A 20,925-nucleotide genomic window follows, 5' to 3' on the forward strand; every position below is an offset into this window, starting at 1 on the left:
GGGGGAATGGAAGTCCGGGAGTGTTGCGCTGCAAGGCGAAAAAGGCAACGAGAGCCCCCGCTCTTGCCCCCAAAGCCCCTCCCCGCCATGCTTCAAGGTCACTCCCAACGAAGCCGCCAAATGTCCTCCACCGGGTACGTCCGTCGTCTTACGCTCATGGATGCCGCGCTGATCGTCGTCGGCGGCATCATCGGCGGTGGCATCTTCGTCAATCCGTATATCGCGGCGCAGCGGACATCGTCCGGCCTGATCCTGCTCCTGCTGTGGGTGGGTGGCGGTCTGCTGACCCTGATCGGTGCCCTCTGCTATGCGGAACTCGGCGCGCGCCGGCCGCAGGCTGGCGGCAGCTACGTCTATCTGCGCGAAGCATTCGGACGCCCCGCGGGGTTCCTGTTCGGCTGGACCATGCTGCTCGTTATCTACAGTGGCAGCAGCGCGGCGGTGGCGACGATTTTCGCCCTCTACGCGACACCGGCCCTCGGCCTCCCTCCCTCCATGACCCAGCCGTTGACGGTCGGGGCGCTGGTCTTCGTCACGGGACTCAACCTGTTCGGCATCCGCTTCGGCGCCCAGGTACAGAACGTCTTCGCCATCCTGAAACTCACCGCCGTGGCGGTGCTGGTGGTGACCGGCCTGGCCTTCGCCGGCGCGGGCAGCACCCAGGCGCTGGCCGCGGACCCGACGTCAAGCGACGTCGGTTTCGTCGGCGCGCTGCTGCCGGTGCTTTTCGCCTATAGCGGTTTTACCTATCTGAACAATCTGGCAGGCGAGGTGCGCGATCCGCAGCGCACGCTACCGCGCGCCCTGTTCCTCGGCATGATCATCGTTGTCGCCGCCTATACCCTGACGAACTTCGCGTACCTGTCGGTACTGGGCCACGGCGGCCTGGCGGAAAGCCGCGCACCCGCCGCGGACGTCATGCGCCGGGTCTTCGGCGAGCCAGGCGCGAAAGTCATCGCGATCGGCATTGCCATCTCGGCCCTGGGTTTCTGCAATATCACCCTGGTCGCCGGCGCCCGCGTGCTTCAGGTCATGGGCGACGACGGCATGTTCTTCAAAATCGTCGCGCGCCTGCATCCGCGCTACCACACGCCGAATATCGCCCTGGTGCTGCTCAGCGGCTGGGCCATCGTCCTGGCGATGACGACCGACTTCGAGCAGTTGCTGAACTTCGCCACGTTCGGCGACTGGTCCGCCTGCGCCATCACCGTCGCCACGCTGTTCTGGTACCGCATGCGCGACCGCGAAGTGCCGGCTTTCCTGACGCCCGCCTACCCGCTTCTGCCGGTACTGTTCCTTATGACCGTGGTCGGCGTGGTGGTGGCCACCGCCATCAAGAACCCGCTCAGCGCCGGTGTCGTCGGCCTGATCGTGGTGGCGGGCATACCGGTTTACTTCGTATGGCGTCGCCTGTTCAGTAAAGTCGCTCACTAAACACATACACCGATGCGACAATGACGGCGCTCGAGTGAGGAAACCGAATGGCACAGCAAGGCCCGACCGCCCCAGTCCCCGTACCGAAAGCCGGCAGCACCCCGCCGGTGTCCAAACCCGTGCGCGAAGGCATCGACCTGGTCGTCAACGACAAGCTCTACCGGCACACGGGCGACAAAACGATGCCCCTGCTCTGGTATCTGCGTGACGAACTGCGCCTGACCGGCGCCAAATACGGCTGCGACCAGGGCGACTGCGGCTTCTGCACCGTGCTGGTCGAAGGCAAGGCCGTGACCTCCTGCACCACGAAGATGGAAAAGCTCGCCGGCAAGCGCGTCACCACCGTGGAAGGCCTGGCCGACGGTCAGGGCAAGCTGCATCCCGTGCAGCAGGCCTGGATCGACGAGGACGCCACCATGTGCGGTTATTGCCAGCCGGGTCAGCTGATGGCGGCGGTCGACCTGCTCTCGCGTCAGAAGAATCCGTCCGACGCGGACATCGACAAGATCGGCAACCTGTGCCGCTGCGGCAGCTACGGGCGTATTCGCAAAGCGATCAAACGCGCCGCGGTGAGCATGAAGGACGTCAAGGCATGAGTGGACAGGTTCAGATCTCGCGCCGCCGCTTCCTGCAATTCGCCGCCGGCGCCGCCGGTGCGCTCGTCGTCGGCGTGGGTAGCGTGTCGGCACTCGATCGTCCCGTGCCGCTCGGCCTGCTCGGCGACGCATGGTCCCAGCTTGGCCCGTACCTGCGCATCGCGGCCGACGGCCGCATCTTTATCGGCGTGCGCGATCCCGACAACGGCGAAGGCACGGCGACATCGCTCGCCCGCATCATCGCGGACGAACTCGATGCCGACTGGTCGCAGGTCGTGGTCGAGCCGTTGGGCCTCGGCGTCGAAGAGGGCAATGGCGAACCTCGCTGGACCTACGGACGGCAACACAGCGGCGATGCCAGCAGCATCCCCGCCGCATGGGCCGATCTGCGACAGGCCGGCGCGCTCGCACGCTGGCTGCTGTTCCAGGCGGCCGCCCGCCGCCTCGGCGTACCGGCGGAACAGATCCGCGGCGCCAAGGGTGCCGTGCTTGCTCCGGACGGCCGTCGCCTGCCCTACGGCGACCTTGCCTCGGCGGCGGCCGCATTGCAGGCACCGTCCGAAGCTCCCGCCGTCAAATCCGCCGATCGTTACACGCTGATCGGTCAGCCCGCCGGCGATGTCAACGCCCACGACATCGTCACCGGCCGCCAGAAATACGCCATCGACGAGATGCTGGGCGATGCGGTCGTCGCTGTGCTTTCGCGTTGCCCCTTCCCCGGCGGCACGCTGGACAGCGCCAATCGCGACGCGGCAAAGAAAGTAGAGGGCGTCTACGACGTCATCGACATCCAGCCCGAACAGGGCCAGCAGTCGGGATATACGCCGCAAGCGGTGGGCATCGCCGTGCTGGCGAAGGACACCTGGTCGGCATGGCAGGGCCGCGCGGCGCTGAAGGCCACGTGGAAAGCGGGTGCCAATGCCGAACCCAACACCGGTGCGCTGGAGCAGCACGCCGTCGCCATGTTCGACGACGAATCGGTACAGCCATCGATCGTGCGCAACGACGGCGACATCGCCACCGCGCGCAAGAAAGCCGCCCGCGCGCTCGAAGCCACGTACTTCCAGCCATGGGTGGCCCACGCCACCGCCGAACCGCCGAACTGCATCGTCCGCCTCGATCCCGATACCAGCGTTACGCTGATCGCGGCCACTCAGGCCCCGCGTCAGGCCTATGCCGTCGTGCAGCGGCTGACGGGTTTCAAGCCCGGCCAGATCGATATCCGCGTTCCGCGCGGCGGCGGTGGATTCGGTCGTCGCCTGCAACACGATTACGTCGCCGAAGCGATGCTGATCGCGCTCGCGAAAAAGCCCACCGACATTCGTACGCGAGCGATCAAGGTCATCTGGACGCGCGACGAAGACCTCACCCACGATTTCTATCGCCCGCTGGCGGTGCATCGCCTGAACGCATCCATCGATGCGAAGAAGAAGATCGCCGGTTGGCACCAGCGCATGGCCAGCCCGTCGATCCAGAAAGGTCGCGGTGTCGCCGACAATCGTCTCTGGCAGTCGGAACTGATGCCCGACGCGCTGCCGGCCGGCCTCGTACCGAATTTCCGCAGCGACTGGTACTCGCTTGACTCCCAGTTGCCACGCGGCGAATGGCGCGGCTCGCCGCACGTCACGCCCACGTTCGCGACCGAATGCTTCATCGACGAAATCGCGCACTCGCTGAAAGCCAATCCGCTCGACTATCGTCTGGCCATGCTTGGCGACGCGCACCAGCTTCCGTACAACGGCCGCGGTGGTCCGATCGATACCGCACGCCTTGCGAACGTGTTGCGGATGGCGGCGGACAAGATCGACTGGACCCGCTGGCTACGTAGCGAGAACGGCCTGGGCATCGCCTGTGCGTATGTGTGGGGCGCTTATGTCGCGCATGCGATCGAGGTCGCCCCCACCGCCGACGGCATCGATATCCAGCGCGTCGTCTGTGCGGTGGACGTGGGCCGTGTGGTCAACCCCACCGGTCTGGAAGCACAGATCGCCGGGGCCACGATGGATGCGCTGTCCACCGCGATGAATCTGGCCATCACCGTAAAGGACGGTCAGGTCCAGCAGCGCGGTTTCCGGGATTATCCATTGTCCGCCACGGCACAGATGCCCAACGAGGTCGAAGTAGCCATCGTCTCGTCGACCGCCGATCCAACGGGCGCCAGCGTCATGGGCGTACCTTCGACCGCGCCGGCACTGGCCAACGCCGTCTTCCGCGCCACCGCGGTGCGTGTACGCAGACTGCCGCTGTTACGCGAGCTCGCCCGACTACGCTGACGGAATCGCCATGACCTTCGCATCCTTCTCTCCGGAATCTCCGGGCCCACGTACGGATGCGGATCTGATCGGCAGCAACCGGCGCTTCTACGATGCGCTCTGGCGCGACGCGAAACTATTCGCGCCGGAGCGATTCAATACGTGGCCGCTCGTCGCCGAACTGGCTGCGACATCGACATCGCGACTGGAGGTCGCGCCGGGTTTGCGGCCACGCCTGCCGCTGGTCGATACCCAATTCGTCGATCTCAGCCGTCCCGCGCTGACGGAACTCGGCCGTCACGGCGCTCATGTCGCCCAGGCGATGATCGGTGCGCTGCCCTTCGTCGACAACAGCTTCGACTTCGTCTGCGCCTTCGATATCCTCGAACACGTGGTGAACGACGAAGGTGCGCTCGGCGAGCTTGCGCGTGTCGCCCGTCCCGGTGCTTCGCTGCTGCTGTCGGTTCCGCTGCATCCTTCCGCATGGAACGCGTTCGACGAATTCGTGGGCCATTACCGGCGCTACGAACCGGCCGTCGTGACGGATCTTCTCGCCCGCCACGGCTTCGTTATCGAACGCAGCGCCGTGTACGGCATGCAGCCGAAATCGTCGAAGCTGCTCGATCTGGGCCAGTGGTTCCTGACCCACCGCAGGGCCCGCGCCATGTGGTGGTACAACAAAGTCTTCATGCCGCTGGGCGTGCGGTTCCAGAAGCCCCTGGCCCTGAAAGACGGGTTCGTGGCGGGACCGGAAGTGGACGAGATTCTGCTGGTCTGCCGCAAGCGGGTTTGATGCCCTTCGATTCCCTTGCAGGAACGCGGAAACACCGCCAGGAATGCATCTGACACCCCTCTTTCCCCAATCAAACCAAAGCCTTAACACGTGGTGCACCGCCACAAGTTAAGATGCGCCACCTTCCCCATCCCCCCGGACGCTCTGCATGCTCTACCTCATGCACGAATGGCAACGCTCGATGCTCGGCCCCCTGACCTACTGGGCCGAAGCGAGCGCGAAAATGTTCGGCGATAGCGGCAGCTTTATTTCCCGCATGCCCGGCGCGGATCGCGCGGCGGCGGGATACGAACTGATGTACCGCCTGGGCAAGGCGTACGAGAAGCCCGAATTCGACATCCACAGCGTGCAAGCGCACGGCCACGAAGTGGCTATCGTCGAACAGGTGTCGATGGCCAGGCCGTTCTGCACGCTGAAGCGCTTCAAGCGTTTCAGCGACGATCAGGCGACGGTCGACAAGATGAAGAACGATCCGGCGGTGCTGGTCGTCGCACCGCTGTCCGGTCACCATTCCACCCTGCTGCGCGACACGGTGCGCACGCTGCTGCGCGACCACAAGGTATACATCACCGACTGGGTCGACGCGCGCATGGTTCCGGTCGACGAGGGCTCGTTCGGTCTCGCCGATTACGTTGCGTACATCGAAGAATTCATCCGCCATGTCGGCGTGCATCGCGCGCACGTCGTGTCCGTGTGCCAGCCGACCGTGCCGGTGCTCGCCGCCGTCTCGTTGATGGCCGCGCGCGGCGAAGCCACGCCGGCGACGCTCACGCTGATGGGCGGCCCGATCGATACCCGTCGCAGCCCGACCAGCGTCGACAACCTGGCCACCACCCGTCCGCTGTCGTGGTTCCGGAACCAGCTGATCCACAAGGTGCCCTGGCAGTATCCTGGTGCCGGCCGCTCGGTGTATCCGGGCTTCCTGCAGCATGCGGGCTTCATCGCCATGAATCCCAGCCGTCATGTCATGTCGCACTGGGACTTCTACGAGAACCTGCGCAAGGGCGATCTCGACGACGCCGAAGCGCACCGCAAGTTCTACGACGAATACAACGCCGTACTGGACATGCCGGCCGAGTATTACCTCGACACCATCGAAACCGTTTTCCAGGAACATCGTCTTCCGATGGGTACCTGGGAAATCGACGGCGAACTGGTCCGACCCGCGAAGATCAAGGGCACGGCCCTGCTGACGATCGAAGGCGAACTCGACGACATCTCCGGCGCAGGCCAGACGGAAGCGGCGCACGATCTGTGCAGCGGCATCGCGAAGAAAAACCGCAAGCACATCACCGTCGCGGGCGCCGGGCATTACGGCATTTTCAGCGGCCGTCGCTGGCGCGAAACGGTGTATCCGGATGTGCGCGATTTCATCAAGCGCTTCGATCGCGGTAATAGCTCGACGGGTGCCAAGGGTCCGAAGAAAGGTTGATAGAAAATCGCCTGCTTGTTGTGTAGGAGCCCGCAAGCGGGCTCCTACAACGGGTGTGTCGCTTACCAGCCGCGACGCACCTTCGTACCGCCTGTAATAATCCCGTTCGTCAGCGGCCGCGCCATGAAATCGTGCGGGAAGCCCAGTTCGATCGCGCTGATCCCGTCGAGCCGCCGCGCCTGATCGTCCGACAGCACCAGATCGAGCGCACCGACGTTGTCCTCGAACTGCTTCAGCGTCCGCGCGCCAATGATCGGAATCACCGAAGGCGCGACACGGCGCATGGTCCACGCAAGCGCCACCTGGGCCGCCGAGCGGCCCGACTCCTTCGCGATTTCGCCAACCACGTCGGCGATGTCCAGCCCGCGAGCCGTCAACGCGCCATTGCCCACCGCGACGCTCTTGCGCGTACCTACGGCCTCCGTCGCCGGGACACCGTTCATATCCGCACGCGTGTATTTGCCGGTAAGCACACCGCTGGCGAGCGGCGACCAACCCAGCACGCCGATGCCCATTTCGTGAGCCATCGGCAGCAGTTCGCGCTCCACGGTGCGCTCGATCAGGCTGTACTCGATCTGCAACGCCGCGATCGGTGCGAGACCACGTAGCGCCGCCACGGTCTGCATGCGCGACACCTGCCAGGCGGGCGCGTCCGATATGCCGACGTACATGACCTTGCCGGAACGCACGATATCGTCGAAGGCGTGGATGATCTCCTCGGCGGGCGTAAGCCCATCCCAGGCATGCAGGTACATCACGTCGATGTAGTCGGTGCCGAGCCGCTCCAGGCTCGCCTCGACGGAGCGCAGCATGTTCCGGCGATGATTGCCGCCGGCGTTCGGATTGCCCGGCTGCATGTTCATCGTGTACTTCGTGGCGATCACCACCTCGTCCCGGTGCCCGGCGACGAACTGCCCCAGCAATCGTTCCGAGCTGCCACCCGTGTAAAAGTTGGCCGTATCGATGAAGTTGCCGCCGCGCTCGCGGTAGGCATCGTAGATGCGCCGCGATTCGCTGGCATCCGCGCCCCAGCCCCAGTCGTCGCCGAAGGTCATCGTGCCCAGCGACATCGGGCTTACGCGCAGGCCTGTGCGGCCAAGGGTCAGATAGTCGTCCAGATGCATGGCATGGGTTCCGTTTCATCGGGTCGCGCGGAGTGCGCCACCCAAGACGAGGAGGCTAGACCGCTTATTACCTCGCAAACATCCCCTTCGAACGCATGCACTTTGAAGTTGTGCTTTATAGTCGGGCCATGACCCCCGACCTGTTACCCGCCATCGCCGCCTTCGCCCGGGTCGCCCACCATGCGAGCTTCACGCGCGCGGCGATCGAGATGGGCGTATCGCCGTCGGCACTGTCGCAGACCGTGCGCAACCTCGAAGCGCGCCTCGGCGTGCGCCTGCTCGATCGCACGACGCGGCGCGTCGGCGTCACCGAACTGGGCCAGCGCTTCCTGGTCGATGCCCAGCCGGCGCTGACCGCGCTGGCCGACGCCGTCGCGGGTATAGACGAGATGCGCGACCGGCCCGCCGGCCTGTTGCGCCTTAACGTGTCCGATGCGGTCGCGACGATTCTCGTGGCCCCTCATCTGCCCGACTTCCTCGCGGCCTACCCCGATATCGTCGTCGAGCTTCACTGCGATACGAAGTTCATCGACCTTGTCGCCCATGGCTTCGATGCCGGCGTCCGGCTCGGCGAAAGCGTCGAAAAAGACATGGTTGCCATCCGCATGGGCGGCCCGATGCGCCAGGTGACATTCGCCACTCCCTCGTACATCGAACGACACGGCGCGCCCGACACTCCCGAAGCGCTGCACGAACACAACTGCATGAATATGCGGTTCGCCGGCGGCGACCTCTATCGCTGGGACTACGAAGACCGGGGACGCGCCTTCGATGTCGCGGTAAGCGGATCGTTCATCAGCAACCATCTCGGCTTGCTGCTCGACGCCGTGCGCGCGGGTGCGGGCATCGGTTGCTGCTTCGAGCAAACCGTGCGCGACGATCTGGAAAGTGGCCGGCTGGTGCCGTTACTGGAACCGTGGTGGCCGACCTTCCCCGGGTTCTATCTCTATTACCCGAGCCGCGCGCACATGCCGCGCAAACTGCGGGTCTTCATCGACTTTCTGCAGGCGCGGCTACACCCGTAGAAGAAAGTAACCCAGCACGGCGGCGACCACGAAGAACGGTCCCGAGTACAGGTGAAACGTTATCCACGCCCTGCGCTCTCCGAGCAGACGAAGCGCGATCAGGTTCGCCAGCGACCCGAGGATGAAACCGAAACCGCCGACGCTCACGCCCCAGGCGATGACCTTCCAGTTCTGCGAATACTCGGCCAGCGCGATCGCGGCAGGCACATTGCTGATGCCCTGCGACGCCAGCGCGCTCGCCACGTAGAGCCGCTTCGGATCGGCCAACCCCAGGCCGCCGATGACGTCGTGCACCGAAGGCAATCCCGCCAGCAGACGCAGGTCGACGAACATCAGTACGAAGACGATCAGCAATCCCCAGTCGATGCGCGCCACGATATCGCGACGGACGACCAGGAAAACCACGAGCACGGCAGCGAGCGCCAGCGTCGTGTAGTGCATGTCGGCGAGCACGAGGAACGGCAGGTACAGCAATGCGGCGATAGTCAGAAGGTGACGATCGAATGCATGGTCGTCGACACGATCGTGGACCCTCAACGCCGTCGCGGGAAACGAAACCGCGGTCAGCACAATCAACATGGCGAACAGCATCGCAACCAACGGCGCCATCGACCACACGAACGAACCGAATCCATTGCCCCACTGTTGCCAGATGAACAGATTCTGCGGATTGCCGATAGGCGTCAGCGCGGATCCCGCGTTGACCGCGAGCGCTTCGAACACGACGAGTTTTGTCGCCGGCATGCGTGCGGCACGGCACATGCTCAACGTGAGCGGCACCATGACGAACAACGACACGTCGTTCGTCACCAGCATCGACAGCACCGCTGTCACCAGCACGAGAACCAGCGCGGTCATGCGACGCGTGGCGGTGCGCTCGATCAGCCAGCTGCCGATGCGATGCAATGCACCGCTCATCTCGACGGCTTTCGTGAGAATGAGCAGACCGGTGAGTGTCGCTATCGTCCGCCAGTCCACCAGCCCCGGATAGCCGGCTATCTTCCCGGGCGATATCGCCGTCAGCACGACCAGCGCGGCGAGCAGCGCCAGGAACAGATAGTCGTGGCGCAGTCCGCGAATGGACTCGGGGACCCAGCGCAGGGCCTTTGGTTTTATCTGATGGGTTTTCACGAATGATCGGGGATGGGTGGGTAGTGGGGGGCGCATTCCCGGCGAACGACTGAAGGAACGAAATACGCCATGCGGACGTTACATCCGCCAGACGATACCAGCCCCCTCAAGCGATCGCCGGATCCACGCCCCCACTACCCATCTCCCATCCCCCATCCCCAAAATACACGTGACGGTAGCGTGCAGGGCCAACCCCGCACGCCACGGCGAACGATCAGCGGTTCTTGTTCGGCAGGTCGACCTTACCCGTAACGCCACGATGATCGACATCGCCACTACCCAGCGAATTGACCGTGAGATTGCCCTTCACGCCGTCCACGTCGAGGGAGCCGGAACCGACCGTATTCACCTTCACGCTACCCGACACGTCGCGCAGCTTGGCGTCGCCGGAGCCGATGCTGCCGATCGAAACATTGCCCCGCACCGTCTTCGCTTCGACATCGCCCGAACCCACCGCGCCGACCTCGGTATCGCCGACGTCTTCGGCATCGACATCGCCGGAACCGACCGCCGTGCTGAAAGCACCGGCGACTTTGTGCACATGCAGATCACCCGAACCGACCGTACTCGTCAACGAGGCCACATTGCGGACGTCGGCTTCGCCCGACCCGACCTTCACCGTCGCCGGCAAGGCCGACGGTATCTGGATAATCACGTTCAGATCGGAGTAATTGTTACCCCAGCCCCAGCCACGACTGTTGTCTTGCAATTCGACGATCAACGTATCGCCTTCGCGATGCTGCTCCACCGTGAGCCCGTTCAACCGATCCTTGTCCGAAGCGCAGGCCTTACCGCGCACCAGCACCTTGCCGGTCGAAGTGCCTTCGAGATGGAGGTCGTGACTATTTACGACGACCTGGATCGCTTTCGCGCCAGCCAGATCGATGTCGAGATTGCGATCGGCCTGGAACGCGCACGGCTGGTGGGCGAATGCCAGAGCGGGCGAAAACAGCAATGCGGTCAACAGATATCGGCGCATGAAATCCTTCCCTCGTCATGATGGTAGTGAGTACGTACCCCGATGAGATGCATCCGCCTCGCAAAAGGTTGCAGCCTTGTCGCGAAACTGAACCGAACGTCGATGGCCTCCGTCAACCACCCGTGAAGCGACACGTTCTTGGGACGGCAACACCCACCCAGGAGACACCCTATGCAACGCAAGACCCTGCTCGCCAGTGCCGCCACCCTGCTCATCGCCGGTTCGGCGACCTTTGCGTTCGCGCAGGATGGCACGACGCCCCCGCCGGCCGCCCCTGCCGCAAGCCATGCCATGCAGTCGCCCAAAGACGCTCCCAAGGGACGTCCGGATGCCCAGCGCGGCGACCAGCACGGCTGGAGCGGACATGGCCGCGACGGCGGCATGCGCGGCGACGGCGGCGTGATCGGCGACCTGCGCGGCCTCGAACGCCTCTACATCATGCAGGGCCGCGCGAAGGACCTGCCGGCGCTGTACAACGAAGTCCTCGCCAAATCGCAGAACCCGCGCGTACGCGACTACGCCTACCGCCACCTGGCCCGCGCACAGATGCAGCCGGCCAATGTCGACCAGGCCATCGCGACCATGCGCAAGAGCCTCGACGAAAGCCTGGCGCAGGACGCCAAGCGTCAGGCCGCGATGGAGCAGTGGCGCGCAACGAAAACCCGCGCTACGGATATCGGCAACAAATAAGGCAAGTGCGTAAAAGGAAGGGCGCGGTGCTTCAACCACCGCGCCCTTTTTATTGCGATGCGCGGCTTGATGCACGGTTTTCTGTGGGAGCGCGCCTGCGCGCTCCCACAACAGCTATGGCATCACTGGAGTTTTACGCGACGCCACAGCTCTTCCTGCTCTTCCAGCGAATACGACGAAAACTCGCGCCCTTCGTCCGCGGCGATTTTTTCCATCGCACGAAAACGCCGCTCGAATTTCGCATTCGCCGAACGAAGCGCGCGCGACACATCCACCTTCGCATGACGTGCCAGATTGGCGACCACGAACAACACGTCGCCGATCTCATCCGTGAGACGTTCCACATCGGCACCGGCATCGAATTCGGCACGCACTTCGTCCACTTCTTCGAGAAGCTTGTCGATGACGGGGCGATGATCCGGCCAGTCGAAACCGGTCTGCGCCGCGCGCTTCTGCAACTTCGTTGCGCGCTGCCATTCGGGCAGTCCACGCGAAATACCCGCCAGCGCACTCGTATCGTTTTCGCCGCGCGCGGCACGTTCGGCGGCTTTCAGCCGTTCCCAGTCCACCATCTGCTCGGTGAGGTCCGTGTAGCTCCGGTCCGAGAATATATGCGGATGGCGACGGATCATCTTGTCGCAGATTCCGCCGGCCACATCGTCGAAATCGAACAGCCCCGCCTCTTCCGCCATACGCGAATGAATCACCACCTGGAACAACAGGTCGCCGAGTTCGTCGCGCAGATCGGCATGGTCCCCGCGATCGATCGCATCGGCGACCTCGTAGGCTTCTTCGATGGTGTATGGCGCGATGCTCTCGAACGTCTGCTTCAGGTCCCACGGACATCCGCCGTCCGGATTGCGCAGGCGCGCCATGATGGCGAGTAGTTCGTCGATGCGGGAGCGGGTCGCGGTAGACATGGGAGCCTTCAGGGGTCGATGAGTCGCGCGGCCCAGTCCGTTCGCGGGTCGCCGCAGGCAATGAATTCGGGATTGATGAGGGAATCGCGCGTGTTGTAACGGAACGATCGGCCGGCCAGGTCCAGCACCGCACCCCCAGCCTCTTCCAGCACACACTGCGCGGCGGCGGTATCCCATTCGGACGTGGCGCCCAGGCGCAGATACAGATCGGCGTCGCCGCGGGCAATGATGCAGAACTTCAGCGACGAACCAAGCGCGAATGTTTCGTGCGGACCCAGCCGTTGCAGCAGCGTCGACAGACGGGCGTCGCCATGCGTGCGGCTACCGGTGACACGCATGGGCGTGGGTGTTGCGCGCGTACGAATGGGCTCGCGATCGGCACCTTCGCTGCGTTCGCGCCACGCCCCGTTTCCGCGCGTGGCCGCGTACAGATCGCCCGACACCGGCGCCAGCACCACGCCCAGTACGGGTCGATGATCTTCGATCAGTGCGATGTTGACGGTGAACTCACCGTTGCGCTTCACGAACTCGCGCGTGCCGTCCAGCGGGTCGACCAGCCAGTAACGGCGCCACGTGCAGCGCTCCGACCAGGGGGCGGCCAGCGCTTCCTCGGAAATCAGCGGAATGCCGGGTGTCAGCAAAGCCAGCCCTTCGGCGATGACTTGCTGGGCCGCCAGATCGGCCGCCGTCACGGGCGAGGCATCCGCCTTGCGAATGACTTCGAAGTCCTCGACATAGATGGCGAGGATGGCATCGCCGGCTCGACGCGCCAGCGTGGCGATGGCGGGAAGCAGCTCGTGTGGCGACGCGGCGCTCACGCGGGGTGGTAACGGCCGGCGAGGTATTCCCTCGCCATGAACAAGGCGGCAATGGAGCGACCTTCGGTCACGTCGTCGCGGGCGATCAGTTCGTGCAGCGCGTCGAGGCGCCAGGGCACGACGTCGAGTTCTTCCGGCTCGTCGCCCTGCAGGCGCTCGGGGTAGAGATCTTCGGCCAGCACCACATGCGCCAGATGGGTCATATACGAGGGCGACAGCGACAGCGTGCCCAGTATCTTCAGCTTGCGCGCACCGAACCCGACTTCTTCCTTCAGTTCGCGGTTGGCGCCCTGCTCGGCCGTTTCGTCCTGATCGAGGCGGCCCTTTGGCACGCCCAGCTCGTAGCGGTCGACGCCCACGCCGTATTCGCGCACCAGCAGCACGGTTTCCGGATCGCGCATCGCAACGATGATGACGGCACCGAGTCCCCCGCCCTTCAGCCGCTCGTAGGTCCGCGTTTCGCCATTGGAGAAACGCAGGTCCACCTGCTCGACATGGAGGAAATGGCTATCGGGGGCATCGCGCGTGGCGAGGATCGTCGGACGTTCGTTCATCGGGCGATTGTAACGCCGGCGAAGCGACGGAGCGCCTCGGCGTGAAGTCCGGGCGTTCCGGCAAGGACGCTGCGCGTATCCAGGCCGGGCGCGTTGCCCTCCAGATCGGTGAAGACACCGCCCGCTTCGCGAACGATGACCGCGAGGGCCGCGATGTCGAGGATATTCACATCCGATTCGATCACCAGGTCCAGGGCGCCGCGGGCCAGCAGGTGGTAGTGGCAGAAATCGCCATAGCCGCGAATGCGGTTGCTGTCGCGGATGAGCTGGCCGAGAGCGTCCCAGCGCCCGTCGGCGGTCATCGTCTTCACATTGCCGGTCGACACCGAAGCCTGCGCAACCTCCGACGTCGATGCGATCCGTACGCGCTCGCCATCGAGGAAGGCGCCGCCACCGCGCACGGCCCACATGGTTTCGCCATACACGGGCGCCGACGAGACGCCGAGCACGAGTTCGCCGCGCCACATGAGTGCGATCTGCGTGGAAAAGAACGGCGTGCGACGCACGAAGCTCTTTGTTCCGTCCAGCGGATCGACCAGCCAGAGCAGTTCGCGCTTCGGGTCGTCCACGCCGAATTCCTCGCCGTAGATACCCGCCTCGGGCAGCGCCTGGGTCAGTATCTCGCGGATGGCCAGTTCGGCCTCGCGATCGGCCACGGTCACGGGGGTGTCGTCGCTTTTGACGATGACGTCGACACCGGAACGCCAGTAATGCCGAATCACCGTAGCGGCCGCATCGGCGGCAACGCGCGCGGCGACGAGCGCCTGTTCGAGGAAACCCGTATCGACGATGGTCATGGCGACTCCGCGGGAACCAGCCCCGCCTTGCGTTGGATATGTACGCTGCCATCCGGACCGACCGGCCCGAAGCGCGCGATGAGATGACGCAGCGCCGTATCGGCGATACGCGGACGCAGCAGCACATCGGCGCGCCAACCCAGTGGCGAGGCGGCAAGCTCGCCCTTGGTGTCCAGCGAACCACTGCCGTCGTCGGCCAGCGTACCGCGCAGGAAACCGCTCGCACTCGTCGCCTGCAGCTTCAGGCCGCCCAGCACGATATGACCCTCGGGCGTCTGGATGGCCGCATCCGCCCAACTAACCTCGCCGTTCAGCGTCATCGGCCAGTTGCCCTGGAATACCGCCTCGGATACCTGGCCGTCCAGCGTGCCACGCGGACGGAGATCGCCGGCCAGCGGTTGACCGGCCAGCGCTGCCGCATCCAGATGGAAAGTCACGCCGTGCCATGCGCGCGAGTCGGCTGTCACCTGATCGTACCGGCCATCGAAACGACCCCGCCCACCGGCCACGTGGAGCATCAGATGCGTACGGCCCAGCACCACTTCCCGCCCCAGTTGCCAGTCCGCCGCACCGAGCACGGTGCCATCGGGAAGCACCACGCGGTCGGCGTGCCCCTGCCAGACGGAGCCCGAAAGGCCTTCGAACGACATGCCGTGCATGCGCTTGGAAAGCAACGGCAACGCTACCCGGGCGGGCAAGAACCAGAACAGGAGGCCGGCCGCCACGATCAGCAGCACGACACATAAAACGACCCAGCGAATCCACTTCAAAACCTTGCATCCTCTCGCTATCGCTTGAGTCCGATGGGCGGCGGCCCGATCATGCCGGGATGACCGACGCCTTCCTCGTTCCACCCACATCCAATGCCGCGCTCGCAGCGCGCGATCTCAACGTGCTCTGGCACCCCTGCACGCAGATGCACGACCACGAAACCCTCCCCATGGTACCCGTGGTTCGCGGCGAAGGGGTGTGGCTCGTCGACGCGAACGGGCGACGCTACCTCGATGCCGTAAGTTCCTGGTGGACCAACCTGTTCGGCCATAGCCATCCGCGCATCGCCCACGCGGTCAAGGCGCAACTGGACACCCTGGAACACGTAATCTTCGCCGGATTCACCCATGAACCGGCCATCGAGCTGGCCGAAGAGCTGGTACGTATCACCCCTCCGGGGCTCGAACGCGTCTTTCTCGCCGATAACGGTTCGGCGGCCATCGAAGTCGCGCTCAAGATGAGTTTCCACTATTGGCTGAATCGGGGATATGGCGAGAAAACACGCTTCATCGCACTGACCGGCAGCTATCACGGCGAAACGCTGGGCGCTCTGTCCGTCAGCGATGTGGCCCTCTATCGCAAGACCTATGCACCGCTGCTGCTGACACCCGAACTGGCGCCGTCACCGGATGCCTATGAGGGCGAACCGGGGGAACCCGCCGCCGACACCGCGCGGCGGCGCCTGCTCGACATGCGCGTTTTGCTGGAACGCCACGCGCACGAAACCTGCGCGGTCATCGTCGAACCGCTGGTGCAGTGCGCGGGTGGCATGCGCATGTACGACGCTTCCTATCTCACGGGTCTGCGTGCGCTGTGCGACGAGTTCGACGTACACCTTATCGCCGATGAAATCGCCGTCGGTTTCGGGCGCACGGGAACCATGTTCGCCTGCGAGCAGGCAGGTATCTCGCCGGACTTCATGTGTCTGTCGAAGGGACTGACCGGCGGTTTCCTTCCGCTATCGGCGGTGGTTACCACGCAGGATGTCTACCAGGCTTTCTACGCGGAATACGCCAGTGGCAAAGCCTTCCTGCATTCGCACAGCTATACCGGCAACCCCCTCGCCTGCCGCGCCGCCGTCGCCACGTTGAGCCTGTTTCGCGACGAGCCCGTGCTGGAACGCAACAGGCAGCTCGCCGCGCATATGGCCACGCGCCTCGCTCCCCTTCGCGATCATCCGAACGTTGCCGATGTACGGCAGACGGGAATGATCGCCGCGGTGGAGCTGGTGGCGGATAAGCGCACGCGTCGTCCGTTCGCTGCGGAAGAGCGGCGTGGTTTGCGCGTTTATCGGCATGGGTTGGAAAACGGCGCATTGCTGCGGCCGCTCGGGAATATCGTGTACTTCATGCCGCCGTATGTGATTACCGAGGCCGAGATTGATTTCATGGTGGAGACGGCGATGGCGGGGATTGATATAGCCGTACGCTAGAAACCCCTCACCGTCGCCCCTGCGCAGGCAGGGGCCCAGGACGATGCGATGGGTTTTAGCGAATGCGCCCGATCATGCTCTGAAAGCGCGAATAGCCATCCGGCGAAAACCGGATTCACCGCGCTGGGCTCCTGCCTGCGCAGGAGCGACGGTGAGGGTTATAGAAACATTTCCGTAAATCTCAACGTCGCCCCTGCGCAGGAGCGACGAGCTGCGTTGACGTATTCGTCAGAGCCGCGAAGCCCCCACCGGCAACCTCACCACCCGAAGCATCTCCGGATCGCTGGCCAGCGATGGATTCTCCAGCCACTCCATCGCGAACTCGTGCGCATCGCCGCCCCAGAACAGGTCGGGCCCGATCGCCAGCGTCGGCACGCCGAACAGTCCGGCATCCGTCGCGGCTTCGAAATTGGCCTGCAGGGCCGCCTTCACGTCAGGCGCCTGGAGTGCCGCGCGAAGGTCGGAAATCCCCAGCGATTCGGCCAGCGGAGCGATGGCCTCCGGCGTATCCGCCGCCCGCCCCTGCGCCCATATCCAGTCGAAAATCGCATCCACCGTCGCAACGGTCGCTCCGGCAGCGATGCATAACCGCAAAGCCGGCAGCGGATTGAACGGATGGGTCGGGGGGAACACCAGCGGCTGGCCGGCCCGTCGAGCGCGCCAGAGTACGTAGCGATAAGAAAACTCGCGTTTGTGCGGAATCTCCGCCGGTCCCTTGATGTCCAGCCGATTCAGCAGCGCCCCGAAAAGAATGGGCCGGAGCACCACCTCGCGGGTGGCCGCCAGTTCGCGAATACGCGGCCATTGCAGCCAGGCGAACGGCGAAATGAAGTCGAAGTACCAGACAACGGGCATGGCATAGCTCCTTGAGGACCCTGCGGGACGATAGCGCGACGCCCGGTACAATGCCCTATTCCCCCGAACGACAGCCAGTCCCATGCGCAGTATCCGCATCCACGTCGACGCCCCGCTGGCCAGCGGCCACGACCTCATCCTGCCCCCGCAGGCCGGCGAACACGTCGCTCGCGTGCTGCGCCTGGAGGCAGGCCATCCGCTGATCCTGTTTTCCGGCGATGGCAACGACTACGACGCGACGATCGTTTCCGTGGGCAAGCGCGAAGTCGTAGTAAACATTGGCGATGTGCGTGCCGTCGCCAACGAATCGCCGCTGGCACTGACACTTGCCCAGGGCGTCGCGCGTGGCGAGAAGATGGATCTGATCGTGCAGAAAGCCACGGAACTCGGTATCGCGCGCATCGTGCCGCTGATTACCGAACGGTCCGAGGTAAAACTGGACGCCGCGCGCGCCGAGAAACGTCTGCTGCACTGGCGTGCCGTCGCGGCCAGTGCATGCGAGCAGTCGGGACGTGCGCGGCTGCCCGCGATCGAGGCGGCGCAGCCATTGGCCGCGTGGCTGGCCACGCTGGACGAAGACGTTCCGGCGCGGCTGGCGTTATTGCCCGAAGGTACGCACCGTCCGGCCGATCTGAAACTCGAAGGCCCCGCGATACTGGCTATCGGCCCCGAAGGTGGTTTCGGCGAACGCGATCGCGCCGCGCTGGCCGCTGCTTCGTTCACGGGTCTTCGTCTGGGACCTCGTATTCTGCGCACCGAAACGGCCGGACTGGCGGCGATAGCCGCGCTACAAACCCTTTACGGCGATTTGTAACGACCCGGCACGCTCCTACAAACGACGCGGCGGTCTGTTACAGGAGCGCCTGATCGATCCGGTACATCGTCGCGTCGTCCAGTTTCGACAGATGATCGATCGCGCCCAGGTTGTCCTCGAGCTGCGACTTGCGGCTCGCGCCCAGCATCACCGTCGACACGTTGGGATTCTTCAGGCACCACACCAACGCCAATTGGGTAAGCGACATGCCCAGATCGTCGGCGATGGCCGCCAGCTTGCGCACGGACTTCAATCCGGCGCCACCGTCGTTCAACAGTCGATCGCGCAGCCACGCAAAATCCGGATGGCCGAGTCGCGAGTCGTTCGGCACGCCGTCGTTGTACTTGCCGGTAAGCAGCCCGGACGCCAACGGCGACCAGATCGTCGTACCCATTCCATAGCGCTCGTACAGCGGCTCGTATTCGATCTCGACCCGTTCGCGATGCAGCAGGTTGTACTGCGGCTGCTCCATGCTCGGCGCATGCAGATGCCCGGTCTGCGCGACATCGTGCGCTTCGGCGATTTCATCGGCCGTCCATTCGCTGGTGCCCCAGTAAAGCACCTTACCCTGCCGGATCAACGCATCCATTGCCCAGACGGTTTCGGCGATGGGTGTGTCGGGATCGGCCCGATGGCAGAAATACAGATCGAGATAGTCGACCCGCAACCGCTGCAACGCCTGGTGACAAGCCTCGGTGACATGCTTGCGCGACAGTCCGCGCTGAGTGGGTTTCGGATGGGCCGTGCCTCCGAAGAACACCTTGCTCGATACGCAGTAACTATCGCGCGGAAAACGAAGATCGGCGAGTACATCGCCCATCAGCCGTTCTGCATCGCCGGCATTATAGGTTTCCGCGTTATCGAAAAAATTGACGCCGCGATCGTAGGCCAGCGCCATGATCTCGCGTGCATCGGATCGTCCGACCTGTCTGCCGAACGTGACCCAGGCGCCATAGGAAAGTGCGGAAAGCTGGAGGCCGGTACGGCCGAGTCGACGATATTCCATGGCAAACCTCTCAAACGAAGCGGAGGACGATCCAGAGCACCACGGCCGCGAATACACCGGCGACCACATCGTCGAGCATGACACCCATGCCGCCTTTCACGCGACGGTCTAGCCAGCCGATGGGCCAGGGCTTCCATACATCGAAGATGCGAAACAACACGAAACCCGCGAGAACGGCCCACCACGGCGCGACCAGCGCCGGCAGCAGCGCGATCCACTGCCCGATGAATTCATCCCAGACCACGCTGCGATGATCCGCCACGTCCAGCGCACGGCCGGCGACGTCGCAGACCCAGACGCCAAAGGCGAAGCCTACGACGATGATAACGAGCCACGCGGCGACGGGCAGATCGCGCAACAGCAGCCACGGAAGAATGGCGGCAAGCGAGCCGAAGGTTCCCTGCGCTTTCGGCGCGAGTCCCGAACCGAATCCGCAGGCTACCCAGCCGGCCGGATGGGCCAGCAATGCGCGGCGCGACGCCGCATCCAGAACGTACTTGTCGCTCATGGCGCGAAATGATTCCAGCCGGTGTGTGACGGAGACAGAATGTTGCCCGCCGCATCGAGCACGCGGACACCCTGCCCTTCGACGATACGACCGATACGCGTGACGCCGCAGCCCACGCGCGCAAGATCGGCGGTCATGGTGGCCGCACGATCGGCGGGTACGGTGAAACACAGTTCGTAATCGTCGCCGCCGGACAGCGCGAAATCGAGCGCTACGGCATCGTCGAAATGACTGAACAGCGCGGACGAGCGTGGAAGCATGGGGGCATCGATAGTCGCGCCCACGCCACTGGCGGCGCAGATATGGCCGAGGTCGGCAACCAGTCCGTCGGAAATATCGATACAGGCGGTGGCGATGCCGCGCAGGGCCTGCCCGGCCGACACGCGCGGCACGGGCCGGTTCAGACGTTCGATCAGCGCGGCATACGGTGCGACATCCGGTTCGCCCAGACAGCGCAATCCCGCCGCCGCATCGCCAAGCGTACCGGTCACCATCACGATATCGCCCACGCGCGCACCGCTACGCAGCAGCGCTTCGCCGGGCGACGTGAAGCCGTGCACCGCAACGGTCACCGTCAGGGGCCCGCGCGTCGTGTCGCCGCCGATCAGTGCCAGCCGGTAGGACCCGGCCAGTTGCGCGAAACCGTCCGCCAGTCCGTCGAAAAATGCCGGACTGCCGTCGGGTGTGGAAAGCGCCAGCAAGGCCCACGCGGGCGTGGCGCCCATCGCGGCAAGATCGGAAAGATTGACCGCCAGCGCCTTCCAGCCGATGTCTTCGGGCGAGGTGCCGACCGGAAAATGCACGCCTTCGACCAGTGTGTCGATGGCGACGGCCAGTTCGCGCCCCGCAGGGACGGCCACGATGGCGGCATCGTCGCCGATGCCGGTACGGACGTCGTCGCGCTGGGTGTCGGTGCGCCGGCGGATGCGTTCGATCAGATCGAATTCCATGCGGCCTCTCTCGTTGATTAGGGATGCATGGATCGACGCGCCGG

21 protein-coding genes are annotated in these 20,925 nt (G+C 64.5%); 9 read left to right on the forward strand and 12 right to left on the reverse strand.

The genetic code is table 11. The features are described 5' to 3' along the window. Positions 1-120 precede the first annotated feature (120 nt). The 5 genes from AC3IR3_RS16090 (at position 121) to AC3IR3_RS16110 (ending at position 6,507) form a co-directional block, all read left to right on the forward strand. Positions 121-1,434 carry an amino acid permease gene (locus AC3IR3_RS16090; protein ID WP_489193581.1) on the forward strand — a complete coding sequence of 438 codons (1,314 nt, stop codon included), beginning with the start codon at positions 121-123 and terminating at the stop codon, positions 1,432-1,434. Positions 1,435-1,481: 47 nt separating this feature from the next. Continuing rightward, a complete protein-coding gene (locus AC3IR3_RS16095) occupies positions 1,482-2,030 on the forward strand; it encodes a (2Fe-2S)-binding protein (protein ID WP_489193583.1) in 549 nt (182 codons plus the stop codon). Beyond that, the gene (locus AC3IR3_RS16100; RefSeq protein ID WP_489193584.1) at positions 2,027-4,303 is read left to right on the forward strand and encodes a xanthine dehydrogenase family protein molybdopterin-binding subunit; all 2,277 of its coding nucleotides are present in this window, start codon (positions 2,027-2,029) and stop codon (positions 4,301-4,303) included. The genes AC3IR3_RS16095 and AC3IR3_RS16100 overlap by 4 nt, the downstream gene beginning before the upstream one ends. A 10-nt stretch (positions 4,304-4,313) precedes the next feature. Then, positions 4,314-5,075, forward strand: a complete 762-nt coding sequence (locus AC3IR3_RS16105; RefSeq protein ID WP_489193585.1) for a class I SAM-dependent methyltransferase — start codon at positions 4,314-4,316, stop codon at positions 5,073-5,075. Between the two features lie 148 nt (positions 5,076-5,223). After that, the gene (locus AC3IR3_RS16110) at positions 5,224-6,507 is read left to right on the forward strand and encodes a polyhydroxyalkanoate depolymerase (RefSeq protein WP_489193587.1); all 1,284 of its coding nucleotides are present in this window, start codon (positions 5,224-5,226) and stop codon (positions 6,505-6,507) included. A 62-nt stretch (positions 6,508-6,569) separates the two neighbouring features. Here AC3IR3_RS16110 and AC3IR3_RS16115 read toward each other — a convergent pair whose 3' ends face one another. After that, complete coding sequence (locus AC3IR3_RS16115; protein ID WP_489193589.1) at positions 6,570-7,631, reverse strand: aldo/keto reductase; 1,062 nt, start codon at positions 7,629-7,631, stop codon at positions 6,570-6,572. A 128-nt stretch (positions 7,632-7,759) separates the two neighbouring features. Here AC3IR3_RS16115 and AC3IR3_RS16120 point away from each other — a divergent pair, with 128 nt between their 5' ends. Further along, on the forward strand, positions 7,760-8,656 hold the full coding sequence (locus AC3IR3_RS16120; RefSeq protein WP_489193591.1) for a LysR family transcriptional regulator: 897 nt from the start codon (positions 7,760-7,762) through the stop codon (positions 8,654-8,656). On the opposite strand, the gene AC3IR3_RS16125 is transcribed toward AC3IR3_RS16120, so the two are convergent. Further along, the gene (locus AC3IR3_RS16125) at positions 8,645-9,787 is read right to left on the reverse strand and encodes an SLC13 family permease (RefSeq protein WP_489193592.1); all 1,143 of its coding nucleotides are present in this window, start codon (positions 9,785-9,787) and stop codon (positions 8,645-8,647) included. The two genes, AC3IR3_RS16120 and AC3IR3_RS16125, sit on opposite strands and share 12 nt — an antisense overlap. Before the next feature lie 214 nt (positions 9,788-10,001). Next, positions 10,002-10,766, reverse strand: coding sequence for a DUF4097 family beta strand repeat-containing protein (locus AC3IR3_RS16130; RefSeq protein WP_489193594.1), 765 nt, complete (start codon positions 10,764-10,766; stop codon positions 10,002-10,004). Positions 10,767-10,937: 171 nt separating this feature from the next. Between AC3IR3_RS16130 and AC3IR3_RS16135 the strand changes: the two genes are divergently transcribed. Beyond that, positions 10,938-11,456, forward strand: coding sequence for a hypothetical protein (locus AC3IR3_RS16135; protein WP_489193596.1), 519 nt, complete (start codon positions 10,938-10,940; stop codon positions 11,454-11,456). 122 nt (positions 11,457-11,578) lie between these two features. On the opposite strand, the gene mazG is transcribed toward AC3IR3_RS16135, so the two are convergent. The 5 genes from mazG to gspN are packed head-to-tail and all read right to left on the reverse strand — an operon-like array spanning position 11,579 to position 15,315. Then, the gene (gene mazG, locus AC3IR3_RS16140) at positions 11,579-12,376 is read right to left on the reverse strand and encodes a nucleoside triphosphate pyrophosphohydrolase (protein WP_489193598.1); all 798 of its coding nucleotides are present in this window, start codon (positions 12,374-12,376) and stop codon (positions 11,579-11,581) included. A gap of 8 nt (positions 12,377-12,384) precedes the next feature. Continuing rightward, positions 12,385-13,194: a 3'(2'),5'-bisphosphate nucleotidase CysQ gene (gene cysQ / locus AC3IR3_RS16145; protein WP_489193600.1), complete on the reverse strand. Its 810-nt coding sequence runs from the start codon at positions 13,192-13,194 to the stop codon at positions 12,385-12,387. Beyond that, complete coding sequence (gene nudE / locus AC3IR3_RS16150) at positions 13,191-13,748, reverse strand: ADP compounds hydrolase NudE (protein WP_489193602.1); 558 nt, start codon at positions 13,746-13,748, stop codon at positions 13,191-13,193. The genes cysQ and nudE overlap by 4 nt, the downstream gene beginning before the upstream one ends. After that, a complete protein-coding gene (locus tag AC3IR3_RS16155; protein WP_489193604.1) occupies positions 13,745-14,545 on the reverse strand; it encodes an inositol monophosphatase family protein in 801 nt (266 codons plus the stop codon). Before AC3IR3_RS16155 ends, nudE begins: the two co-directional genes overlap by 4 nt. Then, positions 14,542-15,315: a type II secretion system protein N gene (gspN, locus tag AC3IR3_RS16160; RefSeq protein WP_489193605.1), complete on the reverse strand. Its 774-nt coding sequence runs from the start codon at positions 15,313-15,315 to the stop codon at positions 14,542-14,544. The genes AC3IR3_RS16155 and gspN overlap by 4 nt, the downstream gene beginning before the upstream one ends. A 59-nt stretch (positions 15,316-15,374) precedes the next feature. Here gspN and AC3IR3_RS16165 point away from each other — a divergent pair, with 59 nt between their 5' ends. Then, positions 15,375-16,748, forward strand: coding sequence for an adenosylmethionine--8-amino-7-oxononanoate transaminase (locus AC3IR3_RS16165; protein WP_489193607.1), 1,374 nt, complete (start codon positions 15,375-15,377; stop codon positions 16,746-16,748). Positions 16,749-16,976: 228 nt separating this feature from the next. Here AC3IR3_RS16165 and AC3IR3_RS16170 read toward each other — a convergent pair whose 3' ends face one another. Next, positions 16,977-17,603, reverse strand: a complete 627-nt coding sequence (locus AC3IR3_RS16170; RefSeq protein ID WP_489193609.1) for a 2-hydroxychromene-2-carboxylate isomerase — start codon at positions 17,601-17,603, stop codon at positions 16,977-16,979. A gap of 82 nt (positions 17,604-17,685) precedes the next feature. Here AC3IR3_RS16170 and AC3IR3_RS16175 point away from each other — a divergent pair, with 82 nt between their 5' ends. Further along, complete coding sequence (locus AC3IR3_RS16175) at positions 17,686-18,417, forward strand: 16S rRNA (uracil(1498)-N(3))-methyltransferase (RefSeq protein ID WP_489193611.1); 732 nt, start codon at positions 17,686-17,688, stop codon at positions 18,415-18,417. A gap of 37 nt (positions 18,418-18,454) precedes the next feature. Here AC3IR3_RS16175 and AC3IR3_RS16180 read toward each other — a convergent pair whose 3' ends face one another. Genes AC3IR3_RS16180 through thiL form a run of 3 tightly spaced genes read right to left on the reverse strand, consistent with a single transcriptional unit; the run spans position 18,455 to position 20,881 of the window. After that, the gene (locus tag AC3IR3_RS16180) at positions 18,455-19,423 is read right to left on the reverse strand and encodes a potassium channel beta subunit family protein (RefSeq protein WP_489193613.1); all 969 of its coding nucleotides are present in this window, start codon (positions 19,421-19,423) and stop codon (positions 18,455-18,457) included. 10 nt (positions 19,424-19,433) lie between these two features. Then, positions 19,434-19,931, reverse strand: a complete 498-nt coding sequence (locus AC3IR3_RS16185) for a phosphatidylglycerophosphatase A family protein (protein WP_489193615.1) — start codon at positions 19,929-19,931, stop codon at positions 19,434-19,436. Continuing rightward, positions 19,928-20,881: a thiamine-phosphate kinase gene (gene thiL / locus AC3IR3_RS16190; protein ID WP_489193617.1), complete on the reverse strand. Its 954-nt coding sequence runs from the start codon at positions 20,879-20,881 to the stop codon at positions 19,928-19,930. Before thiL ends, AC3IR3_RS16185 begins: the two co-directional genes overlap by 4 nt. Positions 20,882-20,925: the final 44 nt, after the last annotated feature.

The organism is Luteibacter sp. GL_149, assembly GCF_057834065.1.

Coding starts and splice junctions, on each gene's coding strand:
- AC3IR3_RS16130 (WP_489193594.1), bottom strand. CDS start 10,766: ATGCGCCGATATCTGTTGACCGCATTGCTGTTTTCGCCCGCTCTGGCA.
- AC3IR3_RS16175 (WP_489193611.1), top strand. CDS start 17,686: ATGCGCAGTATCCGCATCCACGTCGACGCCCCGCTGGCCAGCGGCCAC.
- AC3IR3_RS16135 (WP_489193596.1), top strand. CDS start 10,938: ATGCAACGCAAGACCCTGCTCGCCAGTGCCGCCACCCTGCTCATCGCC.
- AC3IR3_RS16185 (WP_489193615.1), bottom strand. CDS start 19,931: ATGAGCGACAAGTACGTTCTGGATGCGGCGTCGCGCCGCGCATTGCTG.
- AC3IR3_RS16170 (WP_489193609.1), bottom strand. CDS start 17,603: ATGCCCGTTGTCTGGTACTTCGACTTCATTTCGCCGTTCGCCTGGCTG.
- AC3IR3_RS16110 (WP_489193587.1), top strand. CDS start 5,224: ATGCTCTACCTCATGCACGAATGGCAACGCTCGATGCTCGGCCCCCTG.
- mazG (WP_489193598.1), bottom strand. CDS start 12,376: ATGTCTACCGCGACCCGCTCCCGCATCGACGAACTACTCGCCATCATG.
- AC3IR3_RS16155 (WP_489193604.1), bottom strand. CDS start 14,545: ATGACCATCGTCGATACGGGTTTCCTCGAACAGGCGCTCGTCGCCGCG.
- AC3IR3_RS16115 (WP_489193589.1), bottom strand. CDS start 7,631: ATGCATCTGGACGACTATCTGACCCTTGGCCGCACAGGCCTGCGCGTA.
- AC3IR3_RS16120 (WP_489193591.1), top strand. CDS start 7,760: ATGACCCCCGACCTGTTACCCGCCATCGCCGCCTTCGCCCGGGTCGCC.
- AC3IR3_RS16100 (WP_489193584.1), top strand. CDS start 2,027: ATGAGTGGACAGGTTCAGATCTCGCGCCGCCGCTTCCTGCAATTCGCC.
- AC3IR3_RS16095 (WP_489193583.1), top strand. CDS start 1,482: ATGGCACAGCAAGGCCCGACCGCCCCAGTCCCCGTACCGAAAGCCGGC.
- nudE (WP_489193602.1), bottom strand. CDS start 13,748: ATGAACGAACGTCCGACGATCCTCGCCACGCGCGATGCCCCCGATAGC.
- AC3IR3_RS16105 (WP_489193585.1), top strand. CDS start 4,314: ATGACCTTCGCATCCTTCTCTCCGGAATCTCCGGGCCCACGTACGGAT.
- AC3IR3_RS16090 (WP_489193581.1), top strand. CDS start 121: ATGTCCTCCACCGGGTACGTCCGTCGTCTTACGCTCATGGATGCCGCG.
- thiL (WP_489193617.1), bottom strand. CDS start 20,881: ATGGAATTCGATCTGATCGAACGCATCCGCCGGCGCACCGACACCCAG.
- AC3IR3_RS16180 (WP_489193613.1), bottom strand. CDS start 19,423: ATGGAATATCGTCGACTCGGCCGTACCGGCCTCCAGCTTTCCGCACTT.
- AC3IR3_RS16165 (WP_489193607.1), top strand. CDS start 15,375: ATGACCGACGCCTTCCTCGTTCCACCCACATCCAATGCCGCGCTCGCA.